The following is an 18,675-nucleotide window of genomic DNA, read 5'->3' on the forward strand; positions in this document are numbered from 1 at the left end:
AAAGTTCTATTACCAAGCCCAATGAACAAGTATTTTAGTCTGGTGTTCCTAAAGAAATACTTCGGTATGTTGTTACATGCTGGGCTTACCAGCCCAGTCTATGTTACGGAGATGACGTTTCCGCTGGAAGACTATCTAGTCGAGGGTTTTCTTTTTTAAAATGGCCCAATAGACTGACAATGTTCTTCAGGAGGTTCTGCAAAATTTCCTACGCCAACAACTAATAAAAGAAAATCTTTTGGTGCTAATTGGAGCCAGCGATAAAATTTCGCTTCACGGTTGAAATAGTCCGCATCAAGTGGATATATACATCTTCCTTGGTTATGGTTTTTCTCAGTGAATAGCACTATCTGTTTCACCCCAAAAGTTTTGAGGTGCTCCCATGACGGTAGTTTTTCAGCATCAATTTCAGTGAACCCGTGGTTAGGTTCCAATATTAAACCTAATGAAGAAGCATGTGATGCAGAAGCGAGTGATAGCAGTTCATTACGTGGTAAAGCGTCTTGTAGCTGATCCATAATCCGTGTTTGCGACGTGTCATCACATAAAATGGATAGTTGCCAGATGCAATCGATCCCATGCATATACAATGCGTTCGCAACAGGCGCTTCATGGCCCGTAAAGTTAATGAACAGGGTATTATCGAGTCTATGTTGGGCATCTAATTCAGCTAATACAGTATTTGTAGTGTCTTTGATTTTTTTATCAATACTTCCTGTTATAAAGTGCCGCCCTTTAGGTATTGCATTATGTGGGCTATTAAAATGAATAAAATGCACTGCATGCCCAAATCTTGATAGTATTTCTTCCGAAGGTTGGACAATTTCTAAGAGTGTTTTCAAGTCATATTGACGCGTTCCTCTTACATCAGGTTTCATTTAATTCTCTATCTAAAGATAGAGTGTATGTGCACAAATTATGAAACATGGCTCACTCACTCTGGAGTAATAATTACAATTATAGGCTATAAAAAGTAACAGAATTTTTTGTGCAGAACTGGATAAAATCGATAATGTAAAAACAGATTACCATCCACCTTGATAGGGTCTGTGCTTTTTCATTTGGCTATCATTTTCACCACGATGATAATGCAACCGCCAAGCAGATTGTTTGGTTTTTTTATCCCAAAAGGGATGATAATCAATAGCAAAGCAACGCTTGAATTTGCCGCTTGCCTGTTCTTTATAAAGATTCAAACCACCTCCGCCACTTTTTTCATACAAAAGAAAAGCAACTCGGTAATTGCCTTTACGAAGCAGGGCATAAAGCGCAACAGAGGTTGATAAAAAGCCAATAGTACGGTTAACCAGTTTTTGATGTTCTGGGGAAATATTTTCGTTTTTATCCATCATTTTGAGAAATCTATATGTCGTGGTTCTTTGTAGCCTGGGTGAAGTCGTAGCCGTAACCCGGGAATAAAGGGCGTGAATTTATGTCCAGAAATCCTGGGTTTGTTACGCTTCACCTAGGCTACATTGTTATTATTGAGTAGGATTTTATATTATTTTCAGACAGCGTGCCTCTATTTTAAAAATACATAAAATCAATAGGTTAGAGAAATAGTTTATTGACTGAATGTTTTGGTATACTTTGCAGATAATCCAATATAAATTTTGGCCTAAATGTATATCGAATCGAACCGATTAGTTTTTTCTCCTTCTGATCTTACTCAATTTATGGCAAGTCCTTTTGTATCTTGGATAGAGCATCTTGCCGTAGTGCATCCCGATTTATTGCCTGCACCTGATGAAAAAGATGAATTAATTGATGTATTGCAACATTTGGGAAATCAACATGAATTGGCTCTATTGGCTCTTTTTGAAAAACAAGGATTATCGGTTGTCAATTTGCGCCAACAAGCGAATTCTTATGACGCTACTTTAAGTGCAATGGAAGATGGCGCCGATGTTATTTATCAAGCGCGTTTACAATTAGATCCATTTCAGGGCTATGCTGATTTTTTAATAAAAATACCTGGTAAAAGTCGATTTGGGAATTATTGTTATGAGGTCTGGGATACTAAGCTTGCTAAATCAGTGAAACCTAGTTTTTTGCTGCAATTGTGTTGCTATGTAGAAATGCTTGCTGCTATGCAAGGAGAGAGTTCGGAATACATCACTGTCGTTTTGGGAAACCAGGAGCAAAAGCGTTTTCGTACCGCAGATTATTTTTATTTTTATCAAAATCTGAAACAACAGTTTTTATTGGCACATGAGCGTTTTAATCCCACTGCGTGTCCTGATCCTGCAGCATCTAAAAATTGGGGGCGTTGGAATACTTATGCTGAAGAGTTATTAGTTAAAGCAGATCATTTAATCCAGGTCGCAACCATTACCTCTGGGCAAGTTAAAAAATTACATCAAGCAGGAATAAAGACTATGAGTGGTTTAGCTCAGGCAACGTGTTCCTGGGTAAAAGGGATAAAGCCCGAACGTTTTGTGCGTTTGCAGGCACAAGCTAAAATTCAAAAAGAAAGCAGTGATAAGGAAGTCCCTTTGTATCAATTGCTTCCCCTGATTTCAGGACAAAAACAGGGCTTGGCACTGTTACCTCCTGCATCGCCACGGGATATATTTTTTGATATTGAAGGGTTTCCGCTTGAAGAAGGTGGCTTGGAGTATCTTTGGGGAATTACCTATTTTGATGAAAAAGCACAGCGTCAGTATAAGGATTTTTGGGCTCATAATCCCGAACAGGAGAAAGAAGCTTTTCAGACATTTGTGCATTGGGTTTATCAACGTTGGCAAGAAGATCCGAAAATGCATATTTATCATTATGCCAATTACGAAATTTCTGCATGCCGTCGATTAATGGGGCGATATGGCGTGTGTGAGGATGAGGTAGATCAGCTTTTACGCAATGAAGTATTTGTTGATTTATATAAGATTGTTAAAAGTGCTCTGATTATTGGAGAACCACGCTATTCCATTAAAAATATAGAACATTTATATCGAGGTAAGCGTGATACGGCGGTGGGATCTGGAGGTGATTCTGTCGTTGTTTATGAGCATTGGCGAGAAAATCCCGATGGGGAAAATTGGCAAACCTCAAAAATATTAAATGACATTCGCACATACAATATTGATGATTGTAATTCCACTCAAGAATTGGTTGAGTGGCTCAGAGCGCGGCAAAATGAACAGGGTATAAATTACTTAGGTAAAACGGAACTTGTTGCACTGGAGGTTAAGGAAGAGTTGGGCGAGCGTATTCAATTACGCGATCGATTGTTGGCGCAAGCAGAGCGTTTAAAGTCTGAGGGAAATATTGAGTTAGCTAAAATCAATCTGATTTTTGCATGGTCAATTGAATTTCATCGACGTGAAGCCAAACCGGTGTTTTGGCGTATGTTTGAACGATTGGGTTTAACTGGAGAAGAGTTACTTGATGACATTGATTGCTTGGCCTACTGCCGACGAACTGCGAAGCCAGCCTACAAACCTTCGCCCAGAGCCCGTAACCTGGTCTACGAATATTTTTTTGATCCGGAACAGGAGTTTAAAGGAAGTGCCAAACAATATTTTATTCTAGGTAAGGAAACTGAAGAGGGTAGGGCTGCAGCAGCTAATTATTATGAAGACGATAGTGATCTGGAGCATGGAATTATTGCATTACAAATGAAAGATGAGCCTGATGATCCGATTACTTTAATTCCCAATGAATATGTCGATCCTCATTCGATTCCTGAGGCGATCACGAAGCAGGCTACATCATTTGAGCAGGGACTACTTGCACACACAGCGATACTGGATTTTTTGAGCAAATCGTATCCACGAATTACAGATCATCAACAAGGAATGCCTATTGCACCAAGCCATCATCCTGAAGAACGATTGGCGGAAATGATGCATGCAGTTTTAAATTTAAAGAACAGTTATCTCACGCTTCAAGGCCCTCCTGGGGCAGGTAAAACATATACAGGAAAACATTTGATTGCCGAACTTGTGCAAAGAGGAAAAAAAATAGGTATTTCCTCAAACAGCCATAAGGCGATTAATAACTTGTTGATGAGTGCCGCTGCCTATTGCCAAAAGGAAGGAATAAAAGGTCACTTTGGCTGTACACGTAATACGGATGAGCAAATTGCGGCTTTAGACATTAACTTATTGGAGAATAAACAGATCATTGAGTTTATCCAACCTGGATGTGTTGTCGGCACCACAGTTTGGGGTTTTGCTCGCGAAGAATTAGTTGATGCTTTTGATTACTTATTTATTGACGAGGCAGGCCAGGTCAGTGTTGCTAATTTAATTGCGATGAGTCGTTCAACACGTAATATTATTTTAATGGGTGATCAAATGCAGTTAGGTCAACCATCACAAGGAAGTCACCCCGAAGAAAGTGGTCTATCTATATTGGATTACTTATTGCATACAACCCCCACTATTCCTGACTCTATGGGCGTCTTTTTAGGTACTACCTATAGAATGCATCCTGCAGTGAATCAGTTTATTAGTGATGCGATTTATGAGGGTAAACTGGAAACTGCTGCAGAAAATGAAGATCAATTAATACAGGTTCCCAAGGGATATACGGGTGTTCTAGATAAAGAGGCAGGCATTATTCCCATACCTGTTTTTCATGAGGGAAATACTCAAGCCAGTGATGAAGAAGTAGAGCAGATTGTGTTATTAACCAAGGAGCTTTTGGGGAGAACCTTTAAGGAAAAAAATGGCTCGCAACGAGTGATCGGTTGGGATGATATTCTTTTTGTTGCCCCATACAATCATCAAGTAGGTAAATTAAAAACAGCACTAGGTGAACAAGCTAAAGTGGGAAGTGTGGATAAATTTCAAGGTCAGGAAGCACCAATTGTTTTTTTGAGTATGTGTGCCAGTAATGTGGATGAGTCTCCTCGAGGACTCAATTTTCTTTTTGATAAAAATAGAATTAACGTTGCGGTTTCAAGAGCCCAGTGTTTGGCAATTGTGGTCTATTCACCATCCTTGCTTGATGCGATTCCAACGAACGTCGAACAAATTGCGATGATGAATGTATTTTGTCAATTGGTAAAAAATTAGATGGATATTGTGGTATTGGATAAGTATTTGTAGCTTGGGTGTAGTGCAGCGGAACCCGGGTTTCGTTGCGCTGCACCCAGGCTACAAATCTAATTTCGTTTACCTTAGAAAATCTCCAAGAGCACATTCATCATTTTCTAATAACTGAGCCATTATTTTATTGAATGTATGCGCTATCTCATCTTTACAAGGTGGTGTTAATGGTCCATTGATGGATAGTTGGTACTGCCCATCCTGGTCTTTTGAAAATAAAATCCATAAAGAGCGGTTGCTTATCGGTCGATTCTCACTACTGTAATGACTTGGATACTCATAATTAAGATTTGCAAAATTTTTGTCAGTAACTATTTTACTAAAAAAAGAAGGTGTGATATTAACCAGGACCCTTAGCCTCTCGGGTTTTCTCAAAGGTATATTTAACTTAAGTAGTTGATTCAGTTTATTTTTGAACGAATTATTGTGAGTAACCGTTTGTGCCCAACTGAAATACTTGATTAAATAATCAATGAGGATTGAATGTAATTTACTTTTTTTAAGATCCTTCTGCAGGAAGAACTTATTCCATACATAGTGTAAATAATGGCTTATTACCAGTCCTGCACCTTTAAACTCGCGATTTTTAATGATATGGGAGCATTTCTGGTAGGGTGCTGTTATTAGGAATTGCTCCTCAATAGATTTAATAAAATCAATAAAGTTGTCCTTCTCATTTAAGGTAAGATTTATTCTTTTGTATTCTACGAACACGCCTACTATGGAATTATAGTGACTTCCTTCTCTACCACTATGAATGAGAACAAACGGCATTTTCTTTTGCTGACTCAGTTTATAAAGAGCAATATGGCATGCAGCAATTAAGCCGGTACTGACATTAATATTTTTTGTTTTATGCCATTCTATAAATTGTTCCACCTGATGTGAATCAAGAGGATAGTGGAATAAATACTTCTTTTGCTCGTCTGTATCAGACACATAATCTTTCGGTCTAAGTGACAACATCTTAAAACTATGATTGTAGTGGCGCCAAAAATTAACTTTATCTTTTAGATTGGTTTCGTAAAGACGATTATTTTTTTTCACATAGTCAAGAAACGAGTCTTCTTCTGGCTTGTGAATCATTTTTTTACCACGGAAAAGCGCTTCATAGCATTTTTTGAATTGATCAAAGATAATCCCACATGAAGTTCCATCTACTATGATGTGAGGCATCACAATATGTAACTCATGTAATTCGCTATTTATCTTATAAAGATATACGCGCATTAGTGGGGGCTCTGTTAAGGGAATGGCACTCATCATATTGCTTTGAAACTCTTCATGCAGCACGGTGTGTTCGTTGCTTAATGAAATGTCTTCATAGATTAGCTTGAACAGTCCTTCTTTTCTCAATGTTTGTACCGGTACATCTTTATTAATACTCAACCAAAAAACACTATTTTGTTTTACAATAAAATCAAATGCCTGGGCCACATATTCTTTGTTAAGTGTGCCGTGTATCTGTAGCTGCGTACCCATATTATAAGGATGTCCCATTTTATTGAGCACCCAAAATACGTATTGAAAATCACACAGAGCAACTTCTTCAGCGATTGGCGATGCAGTAGGCGGCAGCGTTGGGGTATCCGTGACAAGTTTATCTAATTCATGAGCAATGTTTTTGGCGATTTTATCGATGCGGGGTTCATTAATAAAATACTCTATGGGCAGGCTTAGTGAGGGACAACCCAATTGGTCATGAACGCGGTTTCTTAATTCCAACGCCATGAGTGAGTCCATACCCATGGCGAACAAATCATTTTTCAAACCCACCTCATCACGGTGTTCCAACCCCAAAACATCGGCAGCAATCGCGCTTAAGGTTTGGCTCAAGAAGCTGACTCGTTCTTTGGGGGACTGCTGTTGCAACACGGTTATAGAGAGTTGATTGGCAGGCGATTTCCTCTCCATGAGTGCAGAGAACTCGCTGGGTTTTGACGAGTTTTTGAAATACACATCCCAATGAATGGGGCAGACGACGATTTGTGGTACATGGCTTGGCAACAACACATCCAGCACGTCCATGCGCTCAGGAGGTAAAGGAATAAAACCGCGGTGCTCGAGTGCCTCAATGTTCTGCGCAGCCATACCCAAGGTGTGAAAAGCCCCCCAATTGATTGCCAGTGCCGGTAAACCTTGTTGGTGGCGCAGGTGCGCCAGGCCATCTAAAAATCCATTGGCGGCAACGTAGTTGGCCTGCCCTTTGGCGCCTAAAATAGAGGCCGCCGATGAAAAGAGCACAAAGCAATCCAGGTGCAGCTTTTGAGTGAGTTGATGCAAAATCAGTGCGCTGTTCATTTTTGCCTGCAGCACTTCATCGACGGTCTGCGCACTCAAATGCACCAGCAACTCATCGTGAATGACGCCTGCCAGATGAAAGACCCCTCTGAGTGGGTATGCGCTGCGCTCTATCTCTTGGATAAGCTGCTCCATCTGCGCTAGGTTACTGGCATCACACACCTGATGGGTGATGGACACCTGTTTTTTGCGCACCTGCTCGATGAACGCTTGTATGGACTCAGTGCATGCTGTGCGGCTGGTGATGATGAGGTGTTTGGCCCCGCGCGCGATGAGATACTCCATTAAGGGCTTGCCCAAACCACCGGTACCGCCGGTAATAAGGTAACTTGCTTCACGGTCGAATAATACCTGAGGCTCTGTAGGCACAGGCAGCTGTTTTTTCTTAAGTCTGGGCACATAAAGGGTATCGCGTACCGCAAATTGGGTTTCAGTACTCGTTGTATGCACGATATAACGTAACACGTCACTTAAGGTACTGTGTGCGTCTAAGTCAACGGTGTAATTTTTAGTAAATGCCAGCTCATTTCTAAAGCTTTTCCAAAACGCACTCGCCATGGTGTGGTACGGATTCACCCGGTCGGAGGTGTACTTGTCGTTGATGGCATAGGCGTTTTCGGTGACCAAGATAAAGCGTGCCGGCTGCTGTTGAAACATCTGTTGGCACCAATGCAGCAGCTCAGGGAACTGGTCTTGTTCGTAAAGCACCACGATGTTTTGCTGCGCTACCTCTGGAAATTGGCCTACCTCTTTGATGAGCTGATACTCAAGCCCGCCTAATACTTTTTCTGCGCGTACTTCATCACGGGCGATAACCCACAGCTTGGGCAGCTCGGCGGTACGAGACACCGTATTGTTGAGTGGATTCCAAGTGAGTTCGTACAGATGCTGTACGGCCAAGTCATCGGTGCTAACCTGCGGTGTAGGCGCCTTTTTATCCAGCCAAAATTCACGGCGTGCAAATGCATAGTTGGGCAACATCACTTTGTTGCATATCCCCGGGATGGCGGTGTAATAATACCGCCAATCCACATCGCCACCCTGTAGGTACTCGCGCACCAGGGCTGCAAGTTCCGGGGCGACATCCAGAATCTTTGTGGGCGCAGAGGATGTGACAACCAGACCCTGCTGCAGCAATTGACTGGCTTCAACCGTACTTTGGGCTACTACCGCCAAGCGATAAGCATAATGCTCGCGACAGGTGGCTGCGGTAAAGCAGATGTCAGCAAACGCATCGGAAGTGGTTGCTAAATACTGTTGATAGCGTTGGGCCAAACCATCCAACGCATCCTGGCTCTTAGCAGAGAACACGAGGGCATTCGTTTGGGCGGTCATGTTTTTGGGCGGTGTTTGGGTAGGAAACTCCTGCACAATGACGTGGGCATTAGTACCACTAAAACCAAACGCATTGATGCCAGCGCATTTTAAGGGGGCTGTACTGTGCCAATCCATCGTGTGTAAGGCAAGACGGGTATTATCCAGTTGAATCTTTGGATTGAGGTGATGAAAATTAATGTTTTTATAGATTCTTCCTTTCTGTAAGCTCAAGATGACTTTAATCATACTGGCCACACCGGCTGCACTTTCCAGATGTCCCAGATTGGTTTTCACAGCCCCCAGATACAAGGGATTGTCTGCACTGCGTTGTCCGCCATAGACCTGATTAATGGCATGCACCTCAATCGGGTCGCCAAGAGGCGTGCCGGTGCCGTGCGTCTCAATGTAGCTGATGTCACTACGCGCTAAAGTGCTCTGACCTAAAGCTTTGCGCATGACCGCTTCCTGACTTTTCCCATTAGGCACGGTGAGTCCTGCCGTCCTTCCATCATTACTGATGGCAGAGGCTTTAATCACCGCTAAAATCGGGTCTTTATCGCGCACGGCATCAGCAAGGCGTTTTAGAAATAACACCCCACATCCTTCCGCGCGCACATACCCATCGGCCTCTGCATCAAAGGTTTTGCATTGGCTTGTCAACGATAAGGCTTTTGCTTTGCACAGATTAACAATGCTTTCAGGACGCAACAACACATTCACCCCGCCGGCCAGCGCAAAATCGATTTCCCGAGTTTTTAAGCTTTGGCAGGCATAATGAATCGCAACTAAGGAAGAAGAACACGCCGTATCAAAGCTCACTGCCGGTCCCTTGAAATCAAAGGTATAGGTGACGCGCCCAGGAATCATATTCAATGCCTTACCCGTGACCGCATACATCCCCAGCTCATCAGGAGACAAGCCTATTTGTTCTAGTTGTGAATAATACTCATGCGATGCACCCACTCCCGCAAAAACCCCAGTTAAGCTACCCCGTAAGGAGTGCACGCAGTAGTTGGCGTTTTCCAATGCCTGATAGCATTGTTCTAAAAAAAGACGTTGTTGTGGATCGATAAACGGCGCTTCTCGGGGGCTAATCCCAAAAAACTGCGCATCAAATGCTTTGATGTTGTCGATGAGCCCCAGTTTCGTGATGTAGGATTTGCCTGGGGCATCCGGATCAGGGTCGTAATATTTTTTATTGTCCCAACGTGCAAGGGGAATGTCCTGCACCCCACTTAGCCCTTGTTCGAGCAAGGTCTCAAAAGCTGCAACATCGGCGGCATTGGGTAGGGAACAACTCATGCTGATTATGGCAATTGAATCATCAGTATCTTCTGGTGATGACCGCAACGCTTTCGTTTGCACAAGGTTCTTTTGCAATTCCGATTCAACATATTGGGCAAGTTTGTTTATGGAGGGATAATCAAAACCTATCGTGGCGGTTACATTAAGAACAGGTTGCAGCTTTTCCTTCAGCCTGGTCGCTATTTCAGTAACCATTAACGAATCAAAACCAAGCTCAAAAAATCCTTCGTGCTCCTCTAACTCTTCAGTTTCTAGTAATCCCAGGATTTTTTTACACAGTGTAGAGACCATATTCTTGCAGGCGATACTTTTTTGATTATCACCCATCTTCATATAATCATTCAGCCATGGTGATGTACTTTCATTACTCTTATGCTCAACTCCAGCCAGATCATCAGCTAGATGCTGATAAAATAAAGGCCGAGGTTTTGACACAAAATCCAGCATAAACGAGAGGTATTCTGGAGATATAATGGTGACATGGCTTAATGGGCTACTGATTAAGAGATTAATGAACGCGCGGCCTTGATCATTATGAATGAATGCTTGTTTTAGACCTTGATCGCGTGCTCGTTTTTCTGCCATCCCCGCTTCAGCCCAAGGCCCCCATTGAATTGCTGTACCTACCAAGCCCAAACGTCGGCGCTCTGCGATTAGGGCATCTAAAAAACTATTGGTGCCACTATAGACTGACTCTTTATTGCTTCCAAATACCGAGGAAATAGAAGAGTAGACGATAAAAAAATCCAGATCGCAGTGTTGGCTTAATTCATGTAAATACCAGCCGCCTTTTATCTTGGCAGAAAATAAAGAATCAATGTCGTCCTCTTGGTGTGCAAGCAATGGCGCATTCATTGAGATGCCAGCTGCATGAACAATGCCCTTTAGCAAACCATCCGCATTACTCTCTAGCAATAAACTATGTAGTTTTTCTTTATCGGTAATATCTAAACCTACTGTACGAATTATTTGATTTGGATAAAAAGATTGAATTTTTTTAATCCGTGCTTTTAATTCAGGATTATCCACATGCCTTGAGACAAGAATTAATTCTTTGGCACCAACAGATAGCAAGGCTTGCGCAGTTACCAGACCTAAACCACCGGTCCCACCCGTAATAAGGTAGCGGCCTTCTCCTCGTAACGTTCTTTTCTCGTCAGGTAGTGTGGTCCTCTTTAAACGGGAGACCCATCGTTGGCCATTACGATACGTCACGACATGCTCGTAATTTTGGCCATGATTATAATGAATTTCATTCATTATCTGTGTCGAATAATGACCTGCATCATGCTTGTCCAGATCGATGAGCATCGTTTGATATTGGGGTAACTCTAAAGCTAAAGTCTTGCAAAACCCCAAAAGTACACTGCAGTCAAGATTCAAAATGTCGCCACTAAGCTCTGGTATCGTGTTGGTAGTGAGGATTATGAGCCGTAATTCAATTGTTTTATGTTGTAACTCTTGAACCAGGTTCAATAATTTTTTTAGCGCGTTCTTTTGCAAATCGATATGCGTCTCAATATCCTTTGCTGTCACTGACTCGAAGTCTGCTGCAAAAATAATCCCATCCAATATGTCTAATGAAGGGTTATCCTCATCCAAGACAATGGACAATCCCTGCTCTATAAACCCAGGAGCTAATTGTTTGGCTCCTATTAACAACCAAGGTTTGTCTGATGGTTTGCGCTGATGTATCTCAGCGACTTGTTGCTGCCATTCCAGGTGAAAGATCCAATCTTTAGGTGCCGGTACATCGATTGCTGTGTCATTATTCTCTTTATCATGCCAATAAGTTTTTCTATCAAAAAAATACAAGGGCAAATCAACTTGCTGGTATATCATTTTGTTTTTATCGAACCTGATCGTGTCTCCTGCGAGAAAATGCTCATAAACTTGTTGCGCATCGTGTTCGATTATTTTTAGATCTTTATTGCGGGTTACTTTATTCAGCACATACGTTTTTGCTTCAATTTTTTTAATTAATTCTTCTTTATTATCAGCAATGATGGCACAGCGAAATTTATAATGGTCTCGACAATTGATTAAGGTAGAACACACATCGTGCAGGCTTGCAGAGGATTCCTTTAAATAGCATAAGTGACTTGCCAGCATCTGCTTTAATGAATATTCACTATGTGCAGAAAGTACAAAACATTCAGGTTGATTGTGATGCACTGTGGATGAGTTTAATGACACATCAGGCGGCTCTTCAATGAGCGCACTCACATTAGTACCCGTAAAACCAAAATTGGATACTTGCGTGTATCGTTTTTTATTAGCCTGCTTCGCAAAAGGTATCGCTTGAATTGGGAGAAGTGCCGGGATACTCTCGGGATCAATCGATGGGCTTGGGGTCGTGTAATGCAAATTAGCAGGAATGAGCTCATGATTTAATGCAGCAACCACTTTAATGACTGAGGCAATGCCTGATGCAGAAATCGTATGTCCTAGATTACTTTTTAATGCACCGACAATTAATGGATTGTCTTTGGTGTGATGGCCTTGGTGTATGTGTTGAATCGCATTAAACTCAACAGAATCGCCCATGATCGTACCAGTGCCATGGGTTTCAATATAGTCAATGTCACTTGCTGCTAAATGCGCTTGTGCTAATACGGCCTGATGCATTGTAATTTGCGCCTCGATGTTAGGCGCAGCCATACCCATTCCTCCACCACCATCTTGATTCATGACAATGCTTTTAATCACTGCGAGGATTTTATTATTGTCTTTGAGCGCGTCACGAAGTCGTTTTATAACCACTACAGCACAACCTTCGCTACGTGCATAACCATCGGCGGCAGCATCAAAGCTGCTGCATTGGCCAAGAGCGGAAAGCATGTTCGCTTTCGTTACCCCTATAAAAATTTCAGGACACAGGCTCAGATGGACTCCGCCAACAATTGCCATATCACACTGCTGATTTCTTAATGCCATCGTGGCAAGATAAAGTGCCGACAGTGAAGAAGAGCAAGCGGTATCGACCGTCATGCATGGGCCTTTTAAATTAAGAAAGTGACTCAGTCTTCCTGGCGCCGCGCTATCAGCAGAACCAATATAGGTATAGGCATTAAATGTGATCTTATCTTTATAATTCAGTTGGCTATAATCGTGCGTAGAAACACCACAATAGACCCCAGTGTTGGAATTTTTTAATGAATCAATTGGTATGTTGGCATGATTTAAAGCACGAACAGAAACCTCTAAAAACAAACGTTGTTGCGGATCCATTTGTTTGGCTTCAGTGGGCGATATTTTAAAAAAAGCAGCATCGAATAATTGAGGATCATGCAAAAAACCGCCCTTACGGCTTACTATTTTATTTTCTTTCTGCCTATCTGGATCATAATATTGATTAATATCCCAGCGATTTTCAGGTACGTCTTTAATTGAAGTCTGTTCGTTGAGTAACATCTCATAAAACGCATCGACATCTTCAACATCAGCATTAATCCCAGGGAACTGACAATTCATGCCAATAATAGCTATCGGCTCATTCAGGATGTTGTTTAGGCTATTTTGATGTCCTTTTTTTGTCTGCATCATGTTACCTCATTAGATTATGCAAGATGTCATTCTGCGCTTTTCTTTTGTAACAAATAACAAAGATACTGCTGTTGCCCATTGATAAACCCATTGTAAGTAACTGAACCCTTCACCGCTGATATGTCACGAACCGCTTGCCGCCATATGGGTGAATACGTTGCATTAATATGGGCTTTCCGTCTATCTGACAGACGAGTTAACGAATCAAGCACCTGAGGTGTAATATCACTTCGCTCAAGCACTTGTAATCCGGAGGCACTGATGCATTGGTCTAACAGTGCTACCTCCGAAGACGGGCGTAGATCGGTAAAAGCCATATAACCATTAGGTCGCAGTACACGCCAGACTTCACTCAGAAATTGCTCCATTGAAGGATAACAATGAGATGATTCTACATTGACAAGCACATCAGCACTATGGTCAGGAATAGGTAGGGAGTCTGCACGCCCTTGAATCCAACACGCATTGTCCCATTTGGAGTTACGCTGGCAGATTGCAATTGCTTTATCAGACAAATCAATGCCTATATAAGAATGTGGTTTTTTATACTGTAATAAGAAAATGCCACCAGCGCCCTGACCACATCCGACCTCAACAATATCTTTGTTTTCTAAATCGATATCTCTAACGACGCGATTGTAAAGCTGAATAAAATATCGATTAGGCTCATCCTCACGATTTAACGCTAAGGTAGTCTCATCATGATAACCATAATTCAGAAAAACGTATTGTTTCGACTTGTTATTCGAGGCAAATTTATTATAAAGCCAGCGAATCAATGCTATGCGTAAAATAGGTGACAACTGCATTAAAAATCGATGTATTTTTCTAAGTTTACTTGCTTTCATTGTATTAGACTGCTCTTATCATATATTGGTTCCAACCCAACTTTTCATAAATAGGATTTCTATTGATTCGAGTAAGATAACCTTGTTCTCGCAAATATGCAGCAAGATACTCTACTCTATTGTCTATATCATGCACTTTGGTACTTAACTGCTTAATCATAAAAAACTGTTTAAGCTCAATACTTTTTACAACTTCAAATTCTGTGCCTTCAACATTAATTTTCAAAAAATCGATATGATTTATCGCATTTCTTTCGATAAAATGCCCAAGTGATATCAGTTTACATAAAATTTTTGTTTCCATTGTTCGATTTTTAAAGTTCTTTTTAATCAAGTATGGTCGCATAAAAGGTAAAAATTTCATTTGATAATACAATAAGTTATTCTGATATCGAGCAATTTTTAATAAATTATCATAATCTAATAAATGATTATAATTAGAGATCATTTTATCCTGAGGCTTATAGGTTGCTGTCGTAAGATCTTTCCCAAAAAAGGTAAATTCAATAAGACAATCTTTAGCCACATCAGCAACGCCTACGTTGTATAGGTGGCACTCCTCTTCAAATGGCGTCAAATACTTTTTGAGGCATTGAGGAATAGGCTCAAAACTATAAATCAATGCATTATGTTTACATTGACGTAGAGCGAACAGTGGAAAAAGCCCAATATGTGCTCCTACGTCCATAATGATCGAACCGGGACTTAAAGTGAGATAATCTGACAAATAAGTTTTTTGATAAAAAAATTTCATAGATTAAACCACGCGTTTCATACTCATTTACAAAATGCAATTTACCAATTGTAAATTGTTTATTTAAAATTGTATTAGACATGAACGAGTGTCCCATTATTAAAGTTTGTCTATAAATTAGAGCCTATAGTTCTGGACAAGCTTCCATCTTACCGCCATTAATATGAGATTATTTTGGAAAATGAGAGGACCTTTTAAAACTTATAATAATCTAGCCTTTCTATAAGTAGTATAGTCTAGGTCTTCTTGTTTAGACAGAAGCGCTATTCCTAGTTTATATTTAGGTCATTGCTAAGGTATTAGAACGTGATGAATACAATGTTGCAGATTTAATTCGTGAGTAATTCGCATTCTTGCGAATCTCAAAAATTTAGCCACGCCCTGCATCCTGTATATGTCCGGTAATTTGTTGACAAAAAAACTGAGGGATTGTCACTTTTTCGTATGGATTATCAATTGTCTCTTATCAGATAGGGATTGTCTCAATAGACATATTTTTAAACAAATATATACTTTATTTAATGGTTATGAATTATGACTGGTTCACTTTGATTGAGATGAAGTGGGCAAAGCAAAAAATAAGGATATGTGAATTATGAAACATGGGCATGGTGAGCACGAACACCATAAAACGCTTTCTACGCCCGAGAAAGCGCATGAATCGTGTCATCAACATTATCAGATGCATAAGCAATCTAACTCGAATGCACAGCGAACTGTGACTGGAATTTATACATGTCCTATGCATCCAGAAATCCGTCAATCGGGTCCCGGACATTGTCCCATTTGTGGTATGGCCTTAGAGCCAGAAACTACTTCTGCAGAACAAGAAAATCTTGAATACAAAAGCATGAAGTATCGATTTTGGCTGGCACTGATTTTGAGTATCCCGGTTGTTGTATTAGAAATGGGCGGACATTTGTTCCATTTTATTTCAGCGAATCATTCTGCTTGGGCTCAGTTTGTTTTAGCAACCCCTGTCGTTTTATGGTGTGGATTTCCTTTTTTCCAGCGCGGCTTTCTTTCACTGAAAACACGTCACCTGAATATGTTTACTCTCATTGCAATGGGGATAGGTGTTGCCTGGGTTTACAGTAGCATAGGTCTATTGTTTCCTGGTCTTTTTCCTGTAGCATTCCGCCATCAAGGAATAATCAATGTTTATTTTGAAGCAGCAGCAGTCATCACCACTTTGGTTTTGCTCGGACAAGTTCTGGAATTAAAAGCACGAGAGCAAACGGGCAGTGCTATCCGTGCTTTATTGAATTTAGCGCCTGAAAGTGCTCGCCGAATTGATCAGGACGGTAACGAAGAGGAGGTAACCCTAGATCATGTGCGGGTAGGCGATCAGTTGCGAGTTCGTCCAGGTGAAAAAATTCCCGTGGATGGAGAGGTGCTCGAAGGACACAGTCATGTGGATGAATCCATGGTTACTGGAGAGTCGATGCCTATAAGCAAAGATGCGGGGGCAAAAGTAATTGGTGCGACCATAAACCAGAATGGTAGTTTCGTGATGAGGGCAGAACATGTAGGCAGTGACACCATGCTTTCACATATTGTACAGATGGTAAGTGAAGCACAACGCAGCCGTGCCCCCATTCAGCGATTGGCTGATACCATTTCAGGTTGGTTTGTTCCTGCAGTAATCTTGATTGCAATACTGGCATTTATTATTTGGTTTTTCTTTGGTCCAGCACCTGCATTGAGTTATGGCTTGCTAGCAGGCGTTTCAGTGCTCATTATTGCTTGTCCTTGTGCCTTAGGCCTCGCAACGCCCATGTCCATTATGGTTGGTGTGGGCAAAGGCGCGCAAAATGGAGTGTTAGTCAAAAATGCTGAAGCACTGGAGCAGATGGAAAAGGTTAACGTACTCGTGGTTGATAAAACTGGTACTCTGACGCTGGGACATCCTCAACTCACCCAAATTATTACTGACAAAGAGTTTGAAACCAATGAAATATTGGCTTTGGCGGCTGCATTGGAACATCAGAGCGAGCATCCGCTTGCGCATGCAATCATGACTGCTGCAAAAGAAAAACAGTTATCGCTTGCTACTGTATCGGATTTTGAAGCAGTTTCTGGGAAAGGGGTTATTGCTAAGGTTGATGGTGTAAAAATTGCATTGGGTAATTTAAAACTGATGCAAGAATATGGAACAAGTAACACCGTACTGATTCAACATGCAGATGAATTACGCGCACAAGGAGCAACTGTAATGTTTCTGGCGGTCGATGGTGAAACGATTGCGATTCTAGCAGTTGAGGATCCCATTAAACCGAGTACATCGAAGGCTATAGATGAACTGCAAAAAAATGGAATCAAGGTCTATATGTTGACTGGAGACAGTCAAGCAACGGCAAAATCTGTTGCACAGCAATTAGGAATAAACACCGTGATTGCTGAAATTATGCCTGAAGATAAGCGTCGAGTGGTCAGTGAGTTGAAAGAAAAAGGTCTGATTGTGGCGATGGCAGGCGATGGCGTAAATGATGCGCCCGCGTTGGCCATTGCTGATATTGGTATTGCAATGGGCACTGGTACGGATGTTGCGATTGAGAGTGCTGGTATTACTTTGTTGCATGGTGATTTGAGTGGCATCGTTAAAGCACATCACTTATCGCGCGCGACCATGCGTAACATCCGTCAGAATTTATTTTTTGCTTTTGTTTATAACGGATTGGGTGTGCCCTTGGCTGCTGGAGTGTTGTATCCGCTAACTGGGCTATTACTCAATCCTATCATTGCGGCAACCGCGATGGCATTAAGTTCTGTATCTGTGATTTTTAATGCGCTCAGGTTACGGGGGCTTAAGTTATAAAACGAGTTTAGGTTGCCTATGTGCAGTACGGAAATGAACCGTCCTGTGATTGTTTAACTACAGAGATTTTTATGTCTAAAATACTGATGAGTGCATGTCTTCTTGGTCAAAAAGTTCGTTATGATGGCGGTGATTGTTTGCAAAGCCATCCTCTGTTACAGCAATGGTTTAATGAAGGAAACATAATCACTATTTGTCCTGAAATGGCCGGGGGCTTGCCCACACCAAGACCTCCTGCCGAGATTCAAGATAAAAAATCAGGTGTTGATGTATTAAAGAGAGCTGCTTCAGTAAAAACAAGCAATAATCAAGATGTTACTGATTTTTTTCTACGTGGTGCACAAAAAGCACTTGAGTTGGTAAAGCAACATCATATTCGTGTTGCTATTTTGAAGGCAAGGAGTCCTTCGTGTGGGGCAGAGATGATTTATGACGGGACATTTTCGCGCACATTGATGCAAGGAGAGGGGGTTACCGCAGCACTATTGATGGAGCATGGTGTACAGGTATTTGATGAATATCATATTGATGAGGCATTAAGTGCTGCACTAGGGTAAACCCTAAGTGATCTTCGGTTTGACGCGTCCATAATCTATATGAGACATGAAATTTATTTGACGAGGAGTTTGCTCATGGAATACAAGTGCCATAAGTGTGGGATGGGCGTGAAAAACTTAACCTGCAGCAAATGCAACACACAATTAGTTAGTGATATTGTTAAAACTGAGAATG

Annotated in this window: 8 protein-coding genes; 3 read left to right on the forward strand and 5 right to left on the reverse strand. The window is 41.4% G+C overall.

Annotated elements, in window-relative coordinates; genetic code table 11:
* Positions 1-155: 155 nt before the first annotated feature.
* Positions 156-878 (reverse strand): hypothetical protein, encoded by a 723-nt coding sequence (locus tag Lste_RS16215; protein ID WP_058512026.1) that lies wholly within the window; start codon positions 876-878, stop codon positions 156-158.
* A 147-nt stretch (positions 879-1,025) separates the two neighbouring features.
* Complete coding sequence (locus Lste_RS16220) at positions 1,026-1,352, reverse strand: hypothetical protein (RefSeq protein ID WP_058512027.1); 327 nt, start codon at positions 1,350-1,352, stop codon at positions 1,026-1,028.
* Between the two features lie 270 nt (positions 1,353-1,622).
* Between Lste_RS16220 and Lste_RS16225 the strand changes: the two genes are divergently transcribed.
* On the forward strand, positions 1,623-5,021 hold the full coding sequence (locus Lste_RS16225; RefSeq protein ID WP_058512028.1) for a TM0106 family RecB-like putative nuclease: 3,399 nt from the start codon (positions 1,623-1,625) through the stop codon (positions 5,019-5,021).
* Between the two features lie 99 nt (positions 5,022-5,120).
* Here the strand turns inward: Lste_RS16225 and Lste_RS16230 are convergent, their stop codons facing one another.
* The 3 genes from Lste_RS16230 to Lste_RS16240 are packed head-to-tail and all read right to left on the reverse strand — an operon-like array spanning position 5,121 to position 15,125.
* Positions 5,121-13,523 (reverse strand): SDR family NAD(P)-dependent oxidoreductase, encoded by an 8,403-nt coding sequence (locus Lste_RS16230; RefSeq protein WP_058512029.1) that lies wholly within the window; start codon positions 13,521-13,523, stop codon positions 5,121-5,123.
* A gap of 26 nt (positions 13,524-13,549) precedes the next feature.
* Entirely contained in the window at positions 13,550-14,371 is an 822-nt protein-coding gene (locus Lste_RS16235; protein WP_058512030.1) for a class I SAM-dependent methyltransferase, read from the reverse strand.
* Between the two features lie 4 nt (positions 14,372-14,375).
* Positions 14,376-15,125, reverse strand: coding sequence for an FkbM family methyltransferase (locus Lste_RS16240; RefSeq protein WP_237760514.1), 750 nt, complete (start codon positions 15,123-15,125; stop codon positions 14,376-14,378).
* Positions 15,126-15,720: 595 nt separating this feature from the next.
* Between Lste_RS16240 and Lste_RS16245 the strand changes: the two genes are divergently transcribed.
* The gene (locus Lste_RS16245) at positions 15,721-17,943 is read left to right on the forward strand and encodes a copper-transporting P-type ATPase (protein ID WP_058512031.1); all 2,223 of its coding nucleotides are present in this window, start codon (positions 15,721-15,723) and stop codon (positions 17,941-17,943) included.
* A gap of 71 nt (positions 17,944-18,014) precedes the next feature.
* Positions 18,015-18,500 (forward strand): 2-thiouracil desulfurase family protein, encoded by a 486-nt coding sequence (locus Lste_RS16250; RefSeq protein WP_058512032.1) that lies wholly within the window; start codon positions 18,015-18,017, stop codon positions 18,498-18,500.
* The last annotated feature ends 175 nt before the right edge of the window (positions 18,501-18,675 follow it).

The sequence above is a fragment of the Legionella steelei genome, assembly GCF_001468005.1.
GTDB classification, from domain to species: domain Bacteria; phylum Pseudomonadota; class Gammaproteobacteria; order Legionellales; family Legionellaceae; genus Legionella; species Legionella steelei.